Here is a 17,680-nt window from a genome sequence, read left to right on the forward strand (position 1 = left end):
GCGCCGATGGTACTGCAGGGGGGACCCTGTGGGAGAGTAGGACGCCGCCGAACAATTATTCAGAAGAACCCCCATCCGGGATCCGGATGGGGGTTTTTCGCATTTCTGGAAGTTTCCGGAAGTCTCCGGAACCCAGTTTCCGGGGAATCAGTTGCTCCGGCGGGACAGCCAGCTTCGTCGGCGCGGTGCCGCCACCGTGCCGACGGGCGGCAGGTGCAGGGTGGCCACGGCGCTGCGGATCAGGATGCGGACCCCCTCGGCGGCCGTCTCGGCCGACATCGAGGCGCTCTGCTCCCGGCCGGAGGCCTGGCTCGGCAGGTACGGAAGGCGCGCGAACCCGCCGCGCAGCTCCGGGCGTTCGGTGGCGATCAGGTGCGCCAGCCCGTAGAAGACGTGGTTGCAGAGGTGGGTGCCGGCGGTGTGGGAGACGGTGGCCGGGATCCCGGCCTGCTGGACCGCCTCCACACAGGCCTTCACCGGCAGGGAGGAGAAGTACGCGGCCGGGCCGTCCGGCACGACCGGCTGGTCGAGCGGCTGGTGGCCCTTCCGGTCGGCTGTCCGGACGGCGTCGTCGAGGTTGATCGCCACCCGCTCGACCGTGAGGTCCGGCCGGTTGCCGCCCTGGCCGGTGGCGATGACCAGGTCCGGCTCGAACCGGGCCACCGCCCGGCGCAGTTCGGCGATCGAGTCGCCGAACGCCCAGGGCAGCCCGGCGAACTCCAGGGCCACCCCGGCCGGCGGACCGGCAGCGACGAGTCGGCCCGCCTCCAGGGACGAGTTCAGGGGATCGCGGCCGAACGGTTCGAAGGCGGTCAGCAGGACGCGGATGATGGCGGACCTCCGAGCGTGCGGGAACGTACGGACCCGATTTGTGCCGTTCGAGCGTAGGGCCGTCCCGAATGTCCCGGCAAGCCCCGTCGCTTTCCGGTGGACACGATGACCTGATTCCTCGTCGTGACCTGACCTCTCGTGACCTGAATTCTCGTCATGTGCGGTGCAGTGCGCCGTCCGCGCGGAGGGAGGCGAGGGTGGGATAGCCGTCGACGGCCATCAGGAGGTCGGCCTCGGCGAGCAGGGAGCGCAGTACGTGGATGATGCCGTCGGTGCCCTCCAGGGCCAGGCCGTAGGCGTAGGGGCGGCCGATGCCGACGGCGGTGGCGCCGAGGGCGAGGGCCTTGACGACGTCGGTGCCGGTGCGGACGCCGGAGTCGAAGAGGACGGGCAGGCCGTCGGCGGCTTCGACGACGTCGGGGAGGGTGTCGAGGGCGGCGAGTCCGCCGTTGGCCTGGCGGCCGCCGTGGTTGGAGCAGTAGATGCCGTCGACGCCGCCGTCCCTGGCGCGGCGGACGTCCTCGGGGTGGCAGATGCCCTTGAGGATGATGGGCAGGTCGGTGAGGGAGCGCAGCCAGGGCAGGTCGTCCCAGGTCAGCGGGTTGCCGAAGACGCCGGCCCACTCCAGGACGGCCGCCTGCGGGTCCTCCTCGGGGGTCTTGGCGAGGCGGGCGCGGAACACCGGGTCGGAGGTGTAGTTGGCCAGGCAGTGGCCGCGCAGCTGGGGGAAGTTGGCGGTCGCCAGGTCGCGGGGGCGCCAGCCGGTGACCCAGGTGTCCAGGGTGACGACGATGCCCCGGTAGCCGGCGGCCTCGGCGCGGTGGACCAGGCTCTCGGCGAGCGCCCGGTCGGTGGGGGTGTAGAGCTGGAAGAAGCCGGGGGTGTCGCCGAACTTGGCGGCCACCCGCTCCAGCGGATCGACGGTCAGGGTGGAGGCGACCATCGGCACACCGGTCCGGGCGGCCGCGCGGGCGGTGGCCAGGTCCCCGTGACCGTCCTGGGCGCACAGGCCGATCACCCCGATCGGAGCCATGAACAGCGGGGTCGGCAGCCGCATCCCGAACAGGTCCACCGAGAGGTCCCGTGCGCGCGCGCCGACCATCATCCGCGGCACCAGGCCCCACCGGCCGAAGGCGGCGACGTTCGCCCGCTGGGTGGACTCGTCGCCGGCCCCGCCCGCCACGTAGGAGAGCACGGAGGGCGCCAGCGCCGTGCTCGCCCGCGCCTCCAGTTCGGCGAAGGCCATCGGCATCGTCGGCAGCACGCCGCCGAGCCCGCGCAGGTAGATCTCGTTCTGGTAGTCGCCGAACCGCCCCTGGAACGCCGGATCCGTCCGCTGGCTGTCCATCCGTCGGCCGTCCTCTCGTCCTCGGCCGCCCGGGACCGTCCCGGCCGGCGGTGCCGTCCGCGGCTCCGTCGTACGGGACGGACGGGCTGACGGCACCCCGGCATTCTCACCGCGGACGGAGCGGACGGCCAGGGTCCGGCCGGGGGTGTGTCACCGCGTCGGCCGTCTCACCGCGTCGGCCGTCTCACGGCGTCGGTTCGGGACGGACCCGGTGGCCGTACCGCCACACGGCGGCCGCGGCGAGCAGGGCGACCGTTCCGCCGAGCAGCATGACCGTGCCCGGGGAGGAGTGGTCCACCGCCAGGCCGCCGGCCAGCGCGCCGATCGAGAAGGCGGCCTGGAACGCCGAGGTGAAGACCACGCCGGCACCCTCCGGGGCGTGCGGGGCCGCGGCGAGGAACCAGCTGAGCGCGCAGACCGGGACGGCCCCGTAGGCCGTGCCCCAGAGCGCCAGCAGGACGGCGGCGCCCGGACCGCCGGTGCCCAGCAGCGGCAGCAGCAGCGCCGCGGCGGCGAGCAGGACGGCCGCCGTGCCGAACACCGGACGCAGTGCCCCGGCCGCCCGGCCCCCGGCCAGGAGGTTGCCGAGCAGTCCGGCGGCACCGTAGAGGAGCAGCAGGGCGGTGATCAGGCCGGGGCCGGCGTGGGTGGTGCCGGCGAGGAAGGGCGTGACGTAGGTGTAGCTGCCGAAGTGGGCCGGCACGATCAGGAAGGTCACCAGGATGCCGGTCCGGGTGCCCCGGCCGGCCAGCAGACCGCGCAGCACTCCCAGCCCGGTGACGGTCAGCGGGGGCAGCGGCGGCAGGGACCGCAGGAGGGCGGCCAGGGCGAGGAGGGTCAGTGCGGCCATCGCGAGGAAGGCCGTCCGCCAGCCGGCCAGGGAGGCGAGGAACACCCCCGCCGGGACGCCGAGCACCGAGCCGAGCGGGACGGCGGAGAAGATCACCGTGTTGGCCCGGGCCCGCCGGTGCTCCGGGACGAGGCGCGGGGCGAGCCCCGAACCGATCGACCAGAACGCCCCGATGACCAGGCCGAGGACGATCCGGGCGGCCAGCACCGCCCAGTAGGCGGGGGCGAAGGCGCTGAGCAGGTCCGCCAGGGTCAGCACCAGCAGCAGCGCGCAGAGCATGGTCCGCCGGTCCGCCCGCCGGGTCATGACGGTCACCAGGGGCGCGGCCACCGCGGCGACGATGCCCGGCAGGGTCATCATCAGCCCGGCCGTGCCGTCGGAGATCCGGAAGGTGGCGCCGATCGGGGTCAGCAGGCCGATCGGGAGGATCTCGGTGGTGACGATGGAGAACACGCCGGTCGTCACGGCGAGGACGGCGAGGGTGCCGCCGTCCCGGGGGCGCGGGCCCGGGGTGGTCGGGGCTGGATGGAGGGTGGTGCCGGTCGGCATGCCGGAGGTCCCGTCGCTGGGTGGTGGGTTCGTGACCCGAAGTCCAGCAGTACGAACGGGGGTTGGGCTGGCGTGAATCCGACGTCAACGCTTCCGTGTCGGGTCCGCGGCCCGGCCTTCCTCGGCGGCGGGGGGTTCCTCGGCGGGGCGGTGCTTCTCGGCAGGACTGTGGCCTTCGGTAGGACTGTGGCCCTCGGCGAGGCGGTGCTCCTCGGCGATGCGGCGCTGCTTGGCGCGGTGGGCGAGCACGCCGAGGATGCGCTGCCAGGTCGGCGAGGCCTCGGCGAGCCGGGAGAAGATCACCGCCTGCTTGCCGGGCCGGCTGCTGTCCCGCCCGTGGGCGGCCTCCCAGGCGTCCAGGTCGTCGATCAGCCGGTCCACACGGGGGTCGTCCGGTTCCCAGTCGAGCGACTGGTCGCAGAGCAGGAACAACCGCATCGTCCCGGCGTCGCCGAAGCTGGCGTTCTTCTCCCGGATACCCTGGCGCATGGCCTCCGGGTCCAGGGCCTGGTGCAGGATCCAGGTGTCCCGTTCGAGCAGCACCGACCGCTCGCTGACCCCGAGCGCGCGCATCCGGTCCAGGATGGCGACCACCTCGGGCGGCAGCGCGAGCCGCTCGCCGCTCGCGAGGTCGGCGATCCGGCGGCGGTGCTCGGCGAGTTGGTCGATCCGGTGCCGCAGTTCGGCGTCGAGGTCGGTGATGGCGGCGGCGAACTCCTCCGGCTGCGCGTGCAGCAGCGCGTCGATCCGGGCCAGCGGCACCCCGGCGTCGGCGAGCGTCCTGATCCGGATGAGGTCCACCGCGGCCTGGGCGCTGTACCGGCGGTAGCCGGAGCGGTCGCGCTCGGGCTCGGGCAGCAGCCCGACCTGGTGGTAGTGGCGGACGGTGCGCACGGTCACGCCCGCGGTCGCGGCGAGTTGACTGATCGTCAGCACCGTCCGGCTCCGGTTCCGTTGTTGAGGCTTCGTGGCGGTGGCGGTGGCGGTGGCTGTGGCTGTGGCTGTGGCCGTGGCCGTGGTCGTGGCCGAAGTCTAGGCGTGGCCCGCCCGGTCCACGACATCGCGGATCGCCTGGACCACGACATCGGTCCGCTCGAAGACGAACTGGCTGTGGCCGGTGTCGGCGAGGAGGCGCTGCTCGCCGTTCGAGACCCTGGCCACCATGTCCGCGTACAGCCGCGTCTTGCCGTCGTGCATCGCCTGGAGGAGTTCCTCCGACATCAGCGCCTGCTGGCCGGGGTCGACGCCCAGCGGGGTGAGCGCGACCAGCGGGACGTCGGGGAGGTCCGCCCCGGCCCGCAGTTCGACGGCCAGCTCGGGCATCGAGGCGCGTTCGGCGATGCCGGCGTGGATCCAGCGCTCGCTCACGTGGTACTCGGTCACCGCGTCGCGGACGTCCGCCGGGTAGTCCACGAGCAGTTCCTCGCACAGCTGCCGGATGGCGGGGAGCGCCTGCCGCAGCTGCTCCTCGGTGGGCGACAGGCGCTGGGTGGCGGCCAGGCTCGCCTCGGCGGGCATGTAGTCGTCCCAGTCCCGGTGGAAGGCGTCCAGCCAGACCAGTCCGGCCACGTCCTGCGGGTACCGCTGGGCGAACCCGTGGGCGTAAGCGCCGCCGAGCGAGTGCGCGACCAGGACGTACGGGCCGGGAACGCCCTGGGCACGCAGCAGTTCGCGCAGTTCGGCCGCGACCTCGGCGGCGGTGCGGGGCAGTGCGGCCTCGTCGCTGAAGCCGGTGCCGCCGCGGTCGTACACCACGGCGGTGGTGAACTGCGCGACGCCCTGCTGCACACCGAAGTAGTCCAGGCCGATGGCGCTGGCGCCGGGCAGGAGGACGACTGCGGGCCCGCCCGTGCCCTGGCGGTGCAGGTAGAGGCGGCGGCCGTCGACCTCCTGGAAACCGCCGACCGGGGGGTGGAGCGGGGCGGTGGAAGTGCTCTCGTTCGTCATGCGGCAAGCCTCCAACCCTGACGCAGCGTCAAGGTCAAGCGTTCGTCGCGGGAGCCTTTCGGGTGCTCGGGTGCTCGGGTGCTCGGGCGCGGAGTGAGCCGGATCGGGGGTTCGGCGGGCAGCCCGAAGGCCCGGTCGGCGTCGGCCGGCCGGGTTTGACGGCGGATCCGCCTTCCACCACCCTTCCACTAATCAAATAGTGAAAGGGTACTTTGCCGATGCCCGCTTCCGTCTCCCCGCCGCGAACCCTGCTCCCCACGCCCCCCGCGCCCTCCGCCCGGTTCGCGACCCTGCTGGCCCTGCTCGCCCGCCGCCCCGCCGCGCTCGCCTGGGGCCTGGCGGCCGGGTTCGCCGCGCTCTACATCTGCGTCGCGGTCAACCGGCACCGGCGCGGCCTCACCAAGGCCTACGACCTGGGCATCTTCGAGCAGGCCGTCCGGGCGTACGCCCACGGGCAGGCGCCGATCGTGCCGCTCAAGGGGCCCGGTTACCACCTGCTCGGGGACCACTTCCACCCGCTGATCGCCGTCCTCGCCCCCGCCTACCGGGCCTTCCCGAGCCCGCTCACCCTGGTCGTCGCCCAGGCGCTGCTGATGGCGCTGGCCGTCGTCCCGCTGACCCGCTGGGCCCACGAGGTGGCCGGGGCGAGGGCGGCACTGGTCGTCGGCTGCGCCACCGGGGCTTCCTGGGGGATCGTCCGGGCGGCGGCCGACGACTTCCATGAGATCGCCTTCGCCGTCCCGCTGCTCGCCTTCGCCGCCACCGCCCTCGGCCGGCGCCGGCCGCTCGCCGCCGCGCTCTGGTCGCTGCCGCTGCTGCTGGTCAAGGAGGACCTGGGGCTGACGGTCGCCGCCGTCGGCGTCCTGATCGCCTGGCAGGCCCGGCGGGAGCGCCGCCGCAGTCCGCTGCCCGGGCTCGCCCTCGCCGTCGTCGGCCTCGCCGCGACCGTGCTCACCGTGCTCGTCGTGCTGCCGGCCTTCAACCCGAGCGGGGGCTTCGACTACTGGCAGCAGCTGGACGGCGGCGGGCAGGGCGGGCAGGCCTCGCTCCGGGCGCTGCCGCTGCGGCTCGGTTGGCCGCCGGTCAAGTGGCTGCTGCTGTTCCTGCTCGCCGCCACCGCCGGCTTCGCCGGTGTGCGCTCGCCGCTCCTCCTGCTCTGCGTGCCCACCCTCGCCTGGCGGCTGCTCTCGGCCAACCCGCACTACTGGGGCGTCAGTTACCACTACAGCGCGGTGCTGATGCCGATCGCGCTGGCGGCCCTGGTCGACGTCCTGCGGCATTGCGACGCCCGCCGCGTCCGCCGCGCGCTCGCCGTCAGCGCCCTGGTGACCGCCGTGACGCTGCCGCTCTACCCGCTGCACGAGGTGGTGATGCCCGAGGCCTGGCGCACCTCGCCCCGGCTCACCGAGACCCGGGCGATGCTCCACCGGATACCCGACGGCGCCGCCGTGGCAGCCTCCAACCGGCTGGCGGCGCAGCTCACCGGCCGGGCCGAGGTCACCCTGGTCTGCCGGGCGCCGGTGGGCCCCGGGCCGCAGTGGGTGGCCGTCGACCTGCGCGACCCGAGCGTGCAGGCCCCGTGCGCCACCGCCGACACCGCCCGGATGCTGGCCCTCTACCGGGAGCGCGGCTACCGTCCGCTGGTCGAGCAGGACGGCCTGCTCCTGCTGCGACGTCCCTGACGGACCTCTGCCGGGACACCCTCCGAGGGTCCGGCTTGACCCGCGTGCCGCCGTGGGCCACTATTCCACTATTGAACTAGTGAAAGGCCGAAACGCCGGTGATCGAGTACCGCATTGAGCGGCGCAGCGGCGTCTCCACGTACCAGCAGATCGTGCAGCAGACCAAGCAGGCCCTGCGACTCGGACTGCTCCAGCCCGGAGACAAACTGCCGACCGCCCGTGAGGTGGTCGAACTGACCGCGATCAACCCGAACACCGTGCTGAAGGCCTATCGCGAACTCGAACGCGAAGGGCTGGTCGAACCCCGCCCGGGTCTCGGCACCTTCGTCCGGCGCTCGCTCGCCCGGCCGGAGGCGGCCGCGGACGGGCCGCTGCGCGCGGACCTGGTCGGGTGGGTGGACCAGGCCCGGGGGGCCGGCCTGGAGCGCGAGGACATCGCCGCGCTGATGGCCTCCGTCCTGGAGCAGCGCTTCGACACCGGGATCTCCGGCTCCGACGCCGGGGCCTCCGGCTCCGACAACAAGGCCTCCGGCTCCGACACCGGGGTCTGAGGACCCCTCGGCAACATCGAACAGAGAACAGTGGGGGGACCGGGTGGACGACCCGACGACCACGGCGCCCGCGTCGGCGCCGGCCCTGGAGGCCGAAGGCCTCGGCAGGAGGTACCGCGGCGGCTGGGCCCTGCGCGGCTGCGACCTCACCGTCCCGGCCGGGCGGATCTGCGGAGTGGTGGGCCCCAACGGCGCGGGCAAGAGCACCCTGCTCTCCCTCGCCGCCGGCCAACTCGCGCCCACCGAGGGCGGACTGCGGGTGCTGGGCGCCACCGCCGGTGATCCCGGGCTGCGCGCCCGGATCGCCTACGTGCCGCAGGACAAGCCGCTCTACCCGGGCCTCACCGTCGCCGAGACGCTGCGAATGGGCCGCGAGCTCAACCCGGTGTGGGACGAGGACGGTGCCCAACAGATCGTCGACCAGGGCGAGTTGAACCCCGACGCGCGGATCGGCTCGCTCTCCGGCGGCCAGCGTACCCGGGTCTGCCTCGCCCTCGCCCTCGGCAAGCTCCCTGACCTGCTGCTGCTCGACGAGCCGATGGCCGACCTCGACCCGCTCGCCCGGCACCAGCTGATGGGCGCCCTGATGTCGTCCGCCGCCGAGCGCGGCACCAGCATCGTGCTGTCCTCGCACATCCTTCCCGAGCTGGACGGCGTCATCGACCACCTGCTCCTCGTCCAGCGCGGACGCGTCCGGCTGGCCGGCGACCTGGAGGAGATCCTCGACGGGCACCGGCTGCTCACCGGCCCGGCCGCCCAGGAGTCCTCCCTGGCCGCCGAGTCGGTGGTCGAGCAACGCGTCAGCGGCCGTCGGGCCATCGCCCTGGTCCGCACCGACGAGCCGGTGGACGGCGAGTGGGAGAGCGAGCGCCCGAGCCTGGAGGACCTGCTGCTCGGCTACCTCCGCGGACCCGCCGAACCGGCCGACCGCAAGGAACCGAACGAGGTGGCCGCATGAGCACGACCGTCCTGCCCGACCGCACCACCGCTCCCGCGGCCTCCACCAAGCCCGCCCTGCGCGGAATCCTCTGGCTGGTGCTCCGCCAGAACCGGCTCCTCCTCTGGACCCTGGGCATCCTCCTGGTCCTCGCGGTGGCCGACCTCCTGTGGATCCACTTCGCCAGCAGCGGGATCGTCAGCGAACTGCGCCGGACCGACTGCTACTACCCCGAAACCTGGGACCGGCGCGAGTGCTGGAACCGCCTGGAGCCGATCGACCGCCCGAACTTCTGGTACCTCCAGGTCCTCCAGCCCGCCGTCACCGCGGTCCCGCTGCTGACCGGCGTGTTCGTCGGCGCCCCGCTGCTGGCCCAGGAGTACGAGCGCGGCACCATCCGCCTGATCCGGGCCCAGTCCGTCAGCCCGGTCCGCTGGCTGACCGTCCGCCTCGCCGTTCCCGGCCTCGCCGTCCTGGCCGCCGCCGGCGTGCTCGCCTCCCTGATGACCTGGGTGTGGTGGACGGACATCGTGCACGGCCCGGCCGCCTTCGACCCGCCGTTCCAGTTCTTCACCTACCCGGTCCTCGGCCTCGCCCCGATCGCCTGGTCCCTGTTCGCCCTGACCCTCGGCGTCCTGATCGGCCAACTCGTCCGCCGCACCCTGCCCGCGATGTTCCTCACCGGCGCCCTCGTCGCCGCCGCCCACGGCCTCGTCCTCTGGGCCCGCCCCCACTTCTACCCGGCCGTGGAACAGATCGCCGCCGTGGGCACCCCCCAACCCACCAACGCCTGGCTCCTCGGCCGTGGCATCGTCCTGCCCGACGGCACCCACGCCAGCACCGACTCCTGCCTCTTCTCCGCCCGCGCCCCCGGCTGCGACGAGGCCATCGCCTCCTGGGCCCGCTTCCACCCGGCCGACCACCTCGTCCCCATCCAACTCGTCGAGGCCGGCATCCTCCTGGCGCTGACCCTGCTCCTGCTGCTCGCAGTCTTCCGCCGCATCCGCGCCTAGGCCGTGTTTCAGAAGGCCTCGGAGGTGCGTCTGGTTGGCCGTCCTGGAAAGCTTCGGGCGGCCAACCAGAGGATGAGGTCGCGAGCGATCGTGCCGATGCTGCTCTCGGTGACCACGTCGTGTTCGCGACGGCTCGCGTCACGGCGGACGATCTCGTATCCGCCCTCGTCGAGGACGGCGACCGAGACGTACCAGACCGGGTCGTCCTCGTCGGGCTGGATGACGACGAACGTGTTGTCGGTGTCGTTGAGGTCGTCGACCAGTATGAAGATGGCGTCCTCGGACGGGTCGTCGATGTGGTCGCCGTTCTCGCTGTCGGCGCAGTAGTAGTCAGCGGCCACCGGTTTCTCCCCTTGTGCAACACCCCGCTCCGGGCTCGCGGCCAGCATGGCACGCGAGCCCGACACGTCGGGTCTCACAGCCACTGGTTGATCGCGGCGACGAGGACGGCAGCCTCGAAGCGGACGGCGAGTTTGTCGAACCGGGTGGCCACCGCTCGGTGCTGCTTCAGCCGGTTGATGCCGCACTCGACGGCGTGGCGGGCCTTGTAGTCCTCACGGTCGAAGCGAGGCGGACGTCCACCGCTCGCGCCGCGCCGCTTGCGGTTGCGGATCTGGTCGGCCGGCTCGGGGATGGTGCACCGGATACCGCGTCTGCGCAGGTAGGCGCGGTTGGTCTTGGACGAGTACGCCTTGTCGCCGCGCACTCGAAGCGGGCGGGTGCGGGGTCGCCCCGGGCCGGTCCGGGGCACCCGTATCGCGTCGAGCACCGCCGTGAACTGCGGTGAGTCCCCGCGCTGACCGGCCGTGACGAGCAGGGACAGCGGCTTCTGGCGTTGCTCGCACGCCAGATGAATCTTGGTCGTGAAGCCGCCCCGCGACCGGCCCAGCCCGTGGTCCGCAGGTTCGTCGCCGATGCCGCCCGGCGGCTCCTTCTGGGCGGCGCCGTCCCGTCGGGCCCCTGCCGCATGCTGGTGGGCACGGCAGATCGTGGAGTCGACGTTCACCTCCCAGACGATCATCCCCGCCGCATCGGCCCGCGCCTGCAGGCTGGCCAGAATCTGCTGCCAGACGCCCTGACGCTGCCAGCGGCGAAACAGTCCGTAGATCGTCTGCCAGGGTCCGTACTCCGGCGGAATGTCCCGCCACGGAGCACCCGTCCGCACCCGCCACCGAACCCCGTCGACCAGCCTGCGGCGCGACCTCGCCGGACGTCCCACGCCGGCAACCGGCAACAACGGCTCCAGCACCGCCCACTGGTCATCCGACAGATCCCCACGCCCCATCCGATGAGCCTGGCATCAAGCCAGATGACCTTCTGAAGCACGGCCTAGGGGAGTGTCTGACGATTCCCGCCGGGTGCGCGGCGTTGGGGCACGCACCTCGCCGCGTTGTCGTCGGTCGCCAATGGCCCCCAGCCTGGCGGCCGGGAGGTGCCCCCACCGCAGTGGCTCCGCCCCCAGCCTCCGGCCGGGAGGTGCCCCCACCTCCGCCTTGCGATGCACGCACCCCAACGCCGCACCCTGATCCGACGCGAATTGTCAGACACTCCCCAGCGTCACCGCTCCGTCGAGCGGGCGACGACGACCCACGGCCAGGCCCCGAGTCACCGACTCGGGGCCTGGCCCGTTCTGCCGGCAGCAACAGGCGGACTCCCGCAGCGCCCGGCGTGGCAGCCTGAGGGACCCCGCGAGGACGCGGTCCGTGCCGGGGGGCGCGTCGAGCGGGGCGCGGGACGGCGGGTGGTCAGTTGTCCGCGAGTGCGCGCAGGTAGGTGAGGACGGCGCGCACCCGGCGGTGTCCGGTGTCGGGGGTGGGCATGCCGAGCTTGCCGAAGATGCTGCCGATGTGCTTGTTCACCGAACTCTCGGCGAGGAAGAGGAGCCGGGCGATTGTCGGGTTGTTGTGGCCCTCGGCCATCAGGGCGAGCACCTCCCGCTCGCGCGCGGTGAGGGCGGCCAGCGGGTCGGGGCCGGTGCGGTGGGCCATCAGCTGGGAGATGACCTCCGGGTCCATCGCGGTGCCGCCCTCGGCGACCCGCCGCAGCGCCTGGAGGAACTCCTCGGCGCGGCCGACCCGGTCCTTGAGCAGGTAGCCGACGCCGGTGGCGCTCTGGGCGAGCAGCTCGGCGGCGTAGGCGCGTTCGACGTACTGGGAGAGGATCAGGACGGGCAGTGCGGGCAGTCGGCGGCGGGCCTCGATGGCGGCGCGCAGTCCCTCGTCGCGGAAGTCCGGCGGCAGCCGGACGTCGACCACGGCGACGTCGGGGCGGTGGTCGAGCAGGGCGGGCAGCAGGTCGTCGCCGTGCTCGACGGTCGCGCACACCTCGTGTCCCTCGCTGTGCAGCAGCAGGACGAGGCCCTCGCGGAGCAGGGCGTTGTCCTCGGCGATCAGGATCCGCACGGGATCTCCACTTCCAGGATGGTCGGGCCCCCGGGCGGGCTGGACAGGCGGGTGGTGCCGTCGAACGCGGCGACCCTGCGGCGCAGGCCGGGCAGGCCGCTTCCGGCGCCCTCGACGGCGCCGCCCCGGCCGTCGTCCTCGACCCGGACGGCGATGGCGGCCGCGGTGATCCGCAGCCGGACCAGGGCGCCGCGGGCTCCGCTGTGCCGGGCGACGTTGGCGAGCGCCTCGGAGACCACGAAGTAGGCCGCGGCCTCGGCGGCGACCGGTGCGCGCGGTGGCGGGTCGACCGGAGAAGGGGCGCCCCGGCCGCCCCCGGTGTCCGGCTCGACCCGGGTGGGCACGGCGCAGCGGGCGGCGAGCGACAGGACGGCCTCGGCGAGACCGCGGTCGGCGAGCAGCGGCGGGTGGATGCCGCGCACCAGGGCGCGCAGCGACTCCAGGGCCTGCTCGGCGACGAGCTGGGTGGAGTCCACCAACGCGGCCGCCTGCTCGGGACGTTGGTCCAGCGCGCGGCGGATCATGCCGAGCCGGAGCGAGACGGCCACCAGGTTGGCCTGGGCGCCGTCGTGCAGGTCCCGTTCGATCCGGCGCAGTTCGGCGGCGTGGGCGTCCAGCGCCTCGGACCGGGTGGTGGTCAGCTCCTGGACGCGCCGGGCCAGCGAGGCGCGGGGCCGGGCGACGAGCAGCCGGCGGGAGGCCCGGGCGTGCAGGTCGGCGGCGGGCGCCAGCACGGCCAGGGCGACCACCGTGTAGCCGACCCCGCCGACCGCCGCCGCGACGGCCACCGGCCAGGAGTCGACGGTCAGCAGGATGATGCTCCCGCGCTCGTCCGGCAGGAGACGCCACCACACCGGCGCCGTCAGCCAGTTGACGGCGTGGCTGCACAGGGTGAGGGCGGCGGCGGACAGGGCCGTCCCGGCGGTGGCGTGGGCGAGCAGCCACACCAGGTCCTTGCGGACGGCCGGGTCGCGCAGGGACGTCCGGTCGCGGTACGGGCTGCGCGGCCGGTCGCCGCCCAGCCGCCGGCCGGCCCGCCGGCGGTGGAACTCGGCGAAGCGGCGCAGCAGTCGCAGGGCCGGCGGCAGGAGCGGCAGGCCCGGGCCGACCGGGCAGAGGGCGAGGACGACGAGCAGCAGGCAGAGCCCGACCAGCGCGGCCGCCCCGGTGCCGAGGCAGAGCAGGAGGTGGCCGGCGGCGGCGGGAGAGCGGCGCACCGCGGAGCGGGCGGCGGACCGGACGGCCGACCGGACCGTGGACGCGGCAATCCTGGGCGCCCGCACGATGGTTCAGTCCTCCGAGCCTCCGAGCCGACTGTTCGATCACCCTAACACCGGCCCTGGAAGCGGCTCCGGGACCGGCCCGGAGGCCGTCACGGGGCGCGGCTCTTCCGCCGCCGTACCGGACACCTCCACAATGGGGCGGGTCGATCGCGGAAGTGGGGGAACCGGGGTGGAGTGGCTGCTGGGGATCGGTGGGGCCCTGCTGCTCGGGGTGGTGACCAATCTGGTGTACGACTTCGCCAAGTTCGGCGGCTCACGGCTCGGTTCCCGGGTGCCGGTGCCGCGGGTCCGGCGGGCGAGCCTGACGGCGGCGGCCCGGGCGCACGACGTGCGGGCGGACGGGCTGGCGCCGCTGATCACCTGGTCGGCGACCCGGCCGCTGGCGCCGAGCACGCTGGTGACGGCGCACCGCGGGCGGGTCGAGCGCCCGCACGTGCTGGACGCGGCCGGGTGGGCCGAGGAGGTGGTGCGCCGGAGGGCGGCCGGTGCGGCGGGCCGCACCGCGTACATCTCGCGGCTGACGGTCGATCACGGCGAGCACGGCGGTGCGCGGGTCTGCGAGGTGGACATCGCGGAGAGCGACTACGCGGAGTGCATGGCCACCACCGGGATGGGCCGGGAGGACCCGGAGGCGGCCCGGCTGCTGCACGAGGCGCTGGACCAGGGCCTGACGAGCTTCGTGGCCGTCGCGCCGCCCACGATGGTCAGCGCCTGCGTCGCGGTGCGGGACCGGCTGGGCCGGCTGCTGCTGCTCCGCCGCTCGCTGGCGGTCCACACCTTCCCGGCGCAGTGGACGGTCGGGATCAACGAGACGATGAAGTACCGCGACGAGCCGGGCGCCGCCGAGGACTTCTACGGGCTGGTCCGGCGGGCGCTGGAGGAGGAGTTGGGGCTGCTGCCGGACGATGTCGGGCCGACCGTGATCACCTGGCTGGGCTGGAGCGAGCCGGCCTCCTGCTACACGCTGGTGGCCACCGTCCGGTCCCGGCTGGACGCGGCCGAGATCGACCGCCGCCGCGAGGCCTGCCACAGCACCTTCGAGCACGACATGGCCGTCTGGGTGCCGTTCACCCGCCGGACGGTCTCCGAGCTGATCGAGGGCGGCACCTGCCCGGACGGCTCGCGGCGCTGGTCGTACCTCGCGCCGCTGGTGGCCTGGGAGGCCTGGCGGGCGGCGCAGCAGGAGCGGGCTTAGGCCGGAACTCGCCTCGCCGGGACGGGTGTTCCGTTCGGAGTGGGCACAGTCCGTGCGGAGTGGCGCAGTTCCGCGCGGAGCGGGCACCGTTTTCGCGCGGGGAAGCGCGGCCCAGGAGGAACTGGCGTGCCGGGCCCGGCCGCCCGGTCAGCCGACGGCGGTGCGCCAGTCCGCCGGCCCGCTCGCCGGGAGGTGCCCGGGCAGGCCCGGGGTCCAGCGCTTCGAGCCGTCCGGCAGTACGGCCAGGGCCTCGATGCCGGGTCGGCGGGCGGCCCAGGCGAGGGCGCGGTCCGGGCCCATGGCGAAGGCGGCGGTGGCCCAGGCGTCGGTGCGGGCGATGCCGGTGCCCGGAGCGCCGACCAGGGTGAGCGAGGCCAGGGCGCAGGCCGGGCGGCCGGTGTGCGGGTCGAGGATGTGCGCGCCGCGCTCGGCGGTGCCGGAGGTGGCAACGGCCAGGTCGTGGCCGGCCAGGACGGCGGCCAGCAGACCCGGTCGCCGGGGGTCGGCGATGCCGATCCGCCACGGTCCGCCGGCGCTCTGCACGTCTCCGCCGCCGCTGACGCAGTACTGCCTGGAGCCGGAGGAGCGCAGCAGGGCGGCCGCCTGCTCGACCGCCCAGCCCTTGACCCAGCCGCTGGGGTCGAGCCGGCCGCCCGGCCGGTCGGTGAAGTAGCCGTCGGTCTCGGCGGCCACCTCCCGGCAGGCGGCCAGCACGGTGCGGACCTCCGGATCGCAGTCGTCCAGGGCGAGTTCGCCCCGGTCGAGGCGGCTGATGTCGCTGTCCGGCCGGTACGTCGAGAACACCGCGTCGATCCGGTGCAGCCGTTCCGCGATCCGTTCCAGCACGGCCGGGGTCCCGGGGGCGGGGTCGCGTACGGTGACCGAGAAGACGGTGCCCATCACGGGCTCGGCGTGGCGCAGCACGGGCGCCTCAGCCCTTGGCCCGGTCGAGGGCGCTCTGCAGGGAGCGGACGTAGCCGTCGCTGGTGTACGTCGCGCCGCTGACCACGTCGATCCGGGCGCTCTGCGCGGCTATCGCCTCCTGGTTGAGGACCGGCAGCGCGGAGGTGTTGATCTCGCGGTCGCGCCGTTCGGCACTCGGGTACTTGACCACGTCGACGGCGGTGATCCTGCTGCCGGCCAGGGTGACCTGGACCTGCACCGGGCCGTAGCGGGTGTTGACGGTGTCCCCGCTGACCTTCCTGGTGGCGCCCGAGGCGGATGCGGGCGCGGGTGCGGAGACGGAGGGCGCCGGGGCGTTCGACGGTGCCGAGACCCCGGACCCGGTGCCGGAGCCGGTGCCGGAGCCGGTGCCGGAGCCGGCGGTGGTGCCCTGGCCGGTGCCGCTGCCCGGCCCCGAGCCGATCACCGGCACGGGCCCGGCGGCCTCGTGCGGTTTGAGGGACAGCAGCAGGACCACTCCGGCCGCGGTGGCGGCGCTGGTGACGACGGCTCGGCGCATGGAATGGACGCTCCTCGGGTGCTCGGGTGCTCGGGTGCTCGGGTGCTCGGGTGCTCGGGGGCGAGCCGAACGGGCTCAGAAGGAAAGGCTTCAGAAGGAGAAGCTCTCGTGGTGGATGCGTCCCGGCCGCACCCCCGCCGCCCGCAGCGCGCGGACGGCCTCCTCGGTCAGGGCGTCCGGGCCGCACAGGTAGACCTCGTGCTCGGCGAGGTCCGGGACCAGCCGGGCCAGCGCGGCCCCGAGGTCGCCGACCTGCTCGCGCGGGCCGAGCAGCTCGTGCACCGCCGCGCCGCGTCGCCGGGCGACCTCGGCCAGCTCCGCCCGGAACAGCACGTCCTGCGGCCGCCGGGCCCGCTGGACCAGCGTCAGCTCGCCCGGCAGGGTTTCGAACAGGGCGCGCAGCGGGGTGATCCCCACCCCGGCGCCGAGCAGCAGCACCCGGCGCTGCCGCAACCCCCGCCCGGTGAACGCCCCGTACGGGCCCTCGGCGCGCACCCGGGTTCCCGGGCGCAGGGCGGCCACCGCGGCGCTGTGCCCGCCGAGGTCCTTGACGGTGAAGCGCAGGAAGTGCGGGTGCGGCGGCGCGGACAGCGAGTACGGGTTGGCGGCCCAGCGCAGCCCGGGCGCCTGGAACTGGAGCCGGAAGAACTGGCCGGGCTCGGCGCGGAGTTCGTCCAGCCGCCGCCCGCGCAGGAACAGCGACACCACCCCGGGGCCCTCCGGCCGTACCTCGGCTACGGTCAGGCCGTGCCGCCGGTCGAGCAGCCACGGCCGCAGCAGCCGGTACCAGCCGAGCAGGGCCGCGGTGCCGAAGTAGAGCGCGTACCAGGCCGCTCGGCCGGGGCCGCCGCCCAGGTCGGCGCCGGTCGCCAGCTGGTGGGCGAAGGCCAGCGCCACCGCGAGGTAGGTCGCCAGGTGCAGGTAGTACCAGGCCTCGTACGGGAGACGGCGGCGTGCGATCCGGGCGGAGACGGCGCCGGTGCCGAGCAGCAGCAGGGTGCCCAGGGTGGCCTTGAGCATCTCGGGGTAGTGGAAGACGATCTCCACGCCCTCGCCGATCGGCCCGCGCCCGTCGGTCAGCGCGTAGCCCCAGACGACCGTCAGCACGTGCACCGTGACCAGGGCCACCGTCCAGCGCCCGCCGAAGGCGTGCCAGCGCGCCAGCCGGTCCGCGCCGACCCCGCGCTCCACCGGCGGCAGCCGGGCCATCAGCAGGACCAGCACCGGCGCGGCACCGCCGGCCAGCAGCCCGGTGATCCGGCCGGCGCCGGTCAGCCAGCCGTCCGCGCCGACCACGGCCGGGGTGCCCGTCCACCACAGCGCGAGCACGCCGAGCACGCCCGCGGCGATCAGGCCGAGCGCCGCGCGCGGGTCGAGGGCGAACGGTGGACGCGGCGCCGCCCGGTGGCCCGGGCGGTCGGGTGCCCGCCGGGGCCCGGGCCGCGGCTTCGGGGCGGCGGCAGTGGTCATCGGATCCTCCTCGGCGCCCGGCGGCGAGTGCCGCCGAGGCCGTCCACGATCGCACCGCAAGCTCTGAGCGGGCTCTGAACCGGGCCGGCCCCGGCGCCCATCGGTGAATGGAAAAGGGCAGCTCAGGGCGGGTGTGCCGGCCTACGAACCGTTTTCCGGG

The 17,680-nt window shown here is 74.3% G+C and carries 17 protein-coding genes; 5 read left to right on the forward strand and 12 right to left on the reverse strand.

From position 1 onward, the window contains the following. Nucleotides 1-147 precede the first annotated feature (147 nt). The 5 genes from pcp to ACFVVA_RS27300 all read right to left on the reverse strand — a co-directional run bounded on the left by pcp (nt 148) and on the right by ACFVVA_RS27300 (nt 5,525). Complete coding sequence (pcp, locus tag ACFVVA_RS27280) at nt 148-831, reverse strand: pyroglutamyl-peptidase I (protein ID WP_380636312.1); 684 nt, start codon at nt 829-831, stop codon at nt 148-150. A 154-nt stretch (nt 832-985) separates the two neighbouring features. After that, on the reverse strand, nt 986-2,179 hold the full coding sequence (locus tag ACFVVA_RS27285; protein ID WP_387693462.1) for an alpha-hydroxy-acid oxidizing protein: 1,194 nt from the start codon (nt 2,177-2,179) through the stop codon (nt 986-988). A gap of 184 nt (nt 2,180-2,363) precedes the next feature. Further along, nucleotides 2,364-3,578, reverse strand: coding sequence for an MFS transporter (locus tag ACFVVA_RS27290; RefSeq protein ID WP_387693463.1), 1,215 nt, complete (start codon nt 3,576-3,578; stop codon nt 2,364-2,366). 84 nt (nt 3,579-3,662) lie between these two features. Further along, a complete protein-coding gene (locus ACFVVA_RS27295) occupies nt 3,663-4,514 on the reverse strand; it encodes a MerR family transcriptional regulator (protein ID WP_387693464.1) in 852 nt (283 codons plus the stop codon). Nucleotides 4,515-4,610: 96 nt separating this feature from the next. After that, the gene (locus tag ACFVVA_RS27300; RefSeq protein WP_387693465.1) at nt 4,611-5,525 is read right to left on the reverse strand and encodes an alpha/beta fold hydrolase; all 915 of its coding nucleotides are present in this window, start codon (nt 5,523-5,525) and stop codon (nt 4,611-4,613) included. A 218-nt stretch (nt 5,526-5,743) separates the two neighbouring features. Between ACFVVA_RS27300 and ACFVVA_RS27305 the strand changes: the two genes are divergently transcribed. From ACFVVA_RS27305 to ACFVVA_RS27320, 4 genes are all read left to right on the forward strand, one after another. Next, a complete protein-coding gene (locus ACFVVA_RS27305) occupies nt 5,744-7,207 on the forward strand; it encodes a DUF2079 domain-containing protein (protein ID WP_387693466.1) in 1,464 nt (487 codons plus the stop codon). Between the two features lie 98 nt (nt 7,208-7,305). Beyond that, nucleotides 7,306-7,758, forward strand: coding sequence for a GntR family transcriptional regulator (locus ACFVVA_RS27310; protein ID WP_387693467.1), 453 nt, complete (start codon nt 7,306-7,308; stop codon nt 7,756-7,758). 43 nt (nt 7,759-7,801) lie between these two features. Next, the gene (locus ACFVVA_RS27315; protein ID WP_387693468.1) at nt 7,802-8,716 is read left to right on the forward strand and encodes an ABC transporter ATP-binding protein; all 915 of its coding nucleotides are present in this window, start codon (nt 7,802-7,804) and stop codon (nt 8,714-8,716) included. Next, complete coding sequence (locus ACFVVA_RS27320; protein ID WP_387693469.1) at nt 8,713-9,708, forward strand: hypothetical protein; 996 nt, start codon at nt 8,713-8,715, stop codon at nt 9,706-9,708. Before ACFVVA_RS27315 ends, ACFVVA_RS27320 begins: the two co-directional genes overlap by 4 nt. A gap of 8 nt (nt 9,709-9,716) precedes the next feature. Here the strand turns inward: ACFVVA_RS27320 and ACFVVA_RS27325 are convergent, their stop codons facing one another. The 4 genes from ACFVVA_RS27325 to ACFVVA_RS27340 all read right to left on the reverse strand — a co-directional run bounded on the left by ACFVVA_RS27325 (nt 9,717) and on the right by ACFVVA_RS27340 (nt 13,393). Further along, a complete protein-coding gene (locus ACFVVA_RS27325) occupies nt 9,717-10,097 on the reverse strand; it encodes a hypothetical protein (protein WP_387693567.1) in 381 nt (126 codons plus the stop codon). Nucleotides 10,098-10,123: 26 nt separating this feature from the next. Further along, entirely contained in the window at nt 10,124-10,993 is an 870-nt protein-coding gene (locus tag ACFVVA_RS27330) for an IS5 family transposase (protein ID WP_387693470.1), read from the reverse strand. 460 nt (nt 10,994-11,453) lie between these two features. After that, nucleotides 11,454-12,110 (reverse strand): response regulator, encoded by a 657-nt coding sequence (locus ACFVVA_RS27335; RefSeq protein ID WP_387693471.1) that lies wholly within the window; start codon nt 12,108-12,110, stop codon nt 11,454-11,456. Beyond that, nucleotides 12,098-13,393: a sensor domain-containing protein gene (locus ACFVVA_RS27340; protein WP_387693472.1), complete on the reverse strand. Its 1,296-nt coding sequence runs from the start codon at nt 13,391-13,393 to the stop codon at nt 12,098-12,100. Before ACFVVA_RS27340 ends, ACFVVA_RS27335 begins: the two co-directional genes overlap by 13 nt. Before the next feature lie 169 nt (nt 13,394-13,562). Here ACFVVA_RS27340 and ACFVVA_RS27345 point away from each other — a divergent pair, with 169 nt between their 5' ends. Beyond that, a complete protein-coding gene (locus ACFVVA_RS27345) occupies nt 13,563-14,588 on the forward strand; it encodes a hypothetical protein (protein ID WP_387693473.1) in 1,026 nt (341 codons plus the stop codon). Between the two features lie 147 nt (nt 14,589-14,735). On the opposite strand, the gene ACFVVA_RS27350 is transcribed toward ACFVVA_RS27345, so the two are convergent. The 3 genes from ACFVVA_RS27350 to ACFVVA_RS27360 all read right to left on the reverse strand — a co-directional run bounded on the left by ACFVVA_RS27350 (nt 14,736) and on the right by ACFVVA_RS27360 (nt 17,520). Beyond that, on the reverse strand, nt 14,736-15,488 hold the full coding sequence (locus ACFVVA_RS27350) for an FAD:protein FMN transferase (protein WP_387693568.1): 753 nt from the start codon (nt 15,486-15,488) through the stop codon (nt 14,736-14,738). Between the two features lie 31 nt (nt 15,489-15,519). Next, nucleotides 15,520-16,050: an FMN-binding protein gene (locus ACFVVA_RS27355; RefSeq protein ID WP_387693474.1), complete on the reverse strand. Its 531-nt coding sequence runs from the start codon at nt 16,048-16,050 to the stop codon at nt 15,520-15,522. A gap of 90 nt (nt 16,051-16,140) precedes the next feature. Further along, entirely contained in the window at nt 16,141-17,520 is a 1,380-nt protein-coding gene (locus ACFVVA_RS27360) for a ferric reductase-like transmembrane domain-containing protein (RefSeq protein ID WP_387693475.1), read from the reverse strand. Between the last annotated feature and the right edge of the window lie 160 nt (nt 17,521-17,680).

It is taken from the genome of Kitasatospora sp. NPDC058048 (genome assembly GCF_042885555.1).
Classification (GTDB): domain Bacteria; phylum Actinomycetota; class Actinomycetes; order Streptomycetales; family Streptomycetaceae; genus Kitasatospora; species Kitasatospora lactacystinica.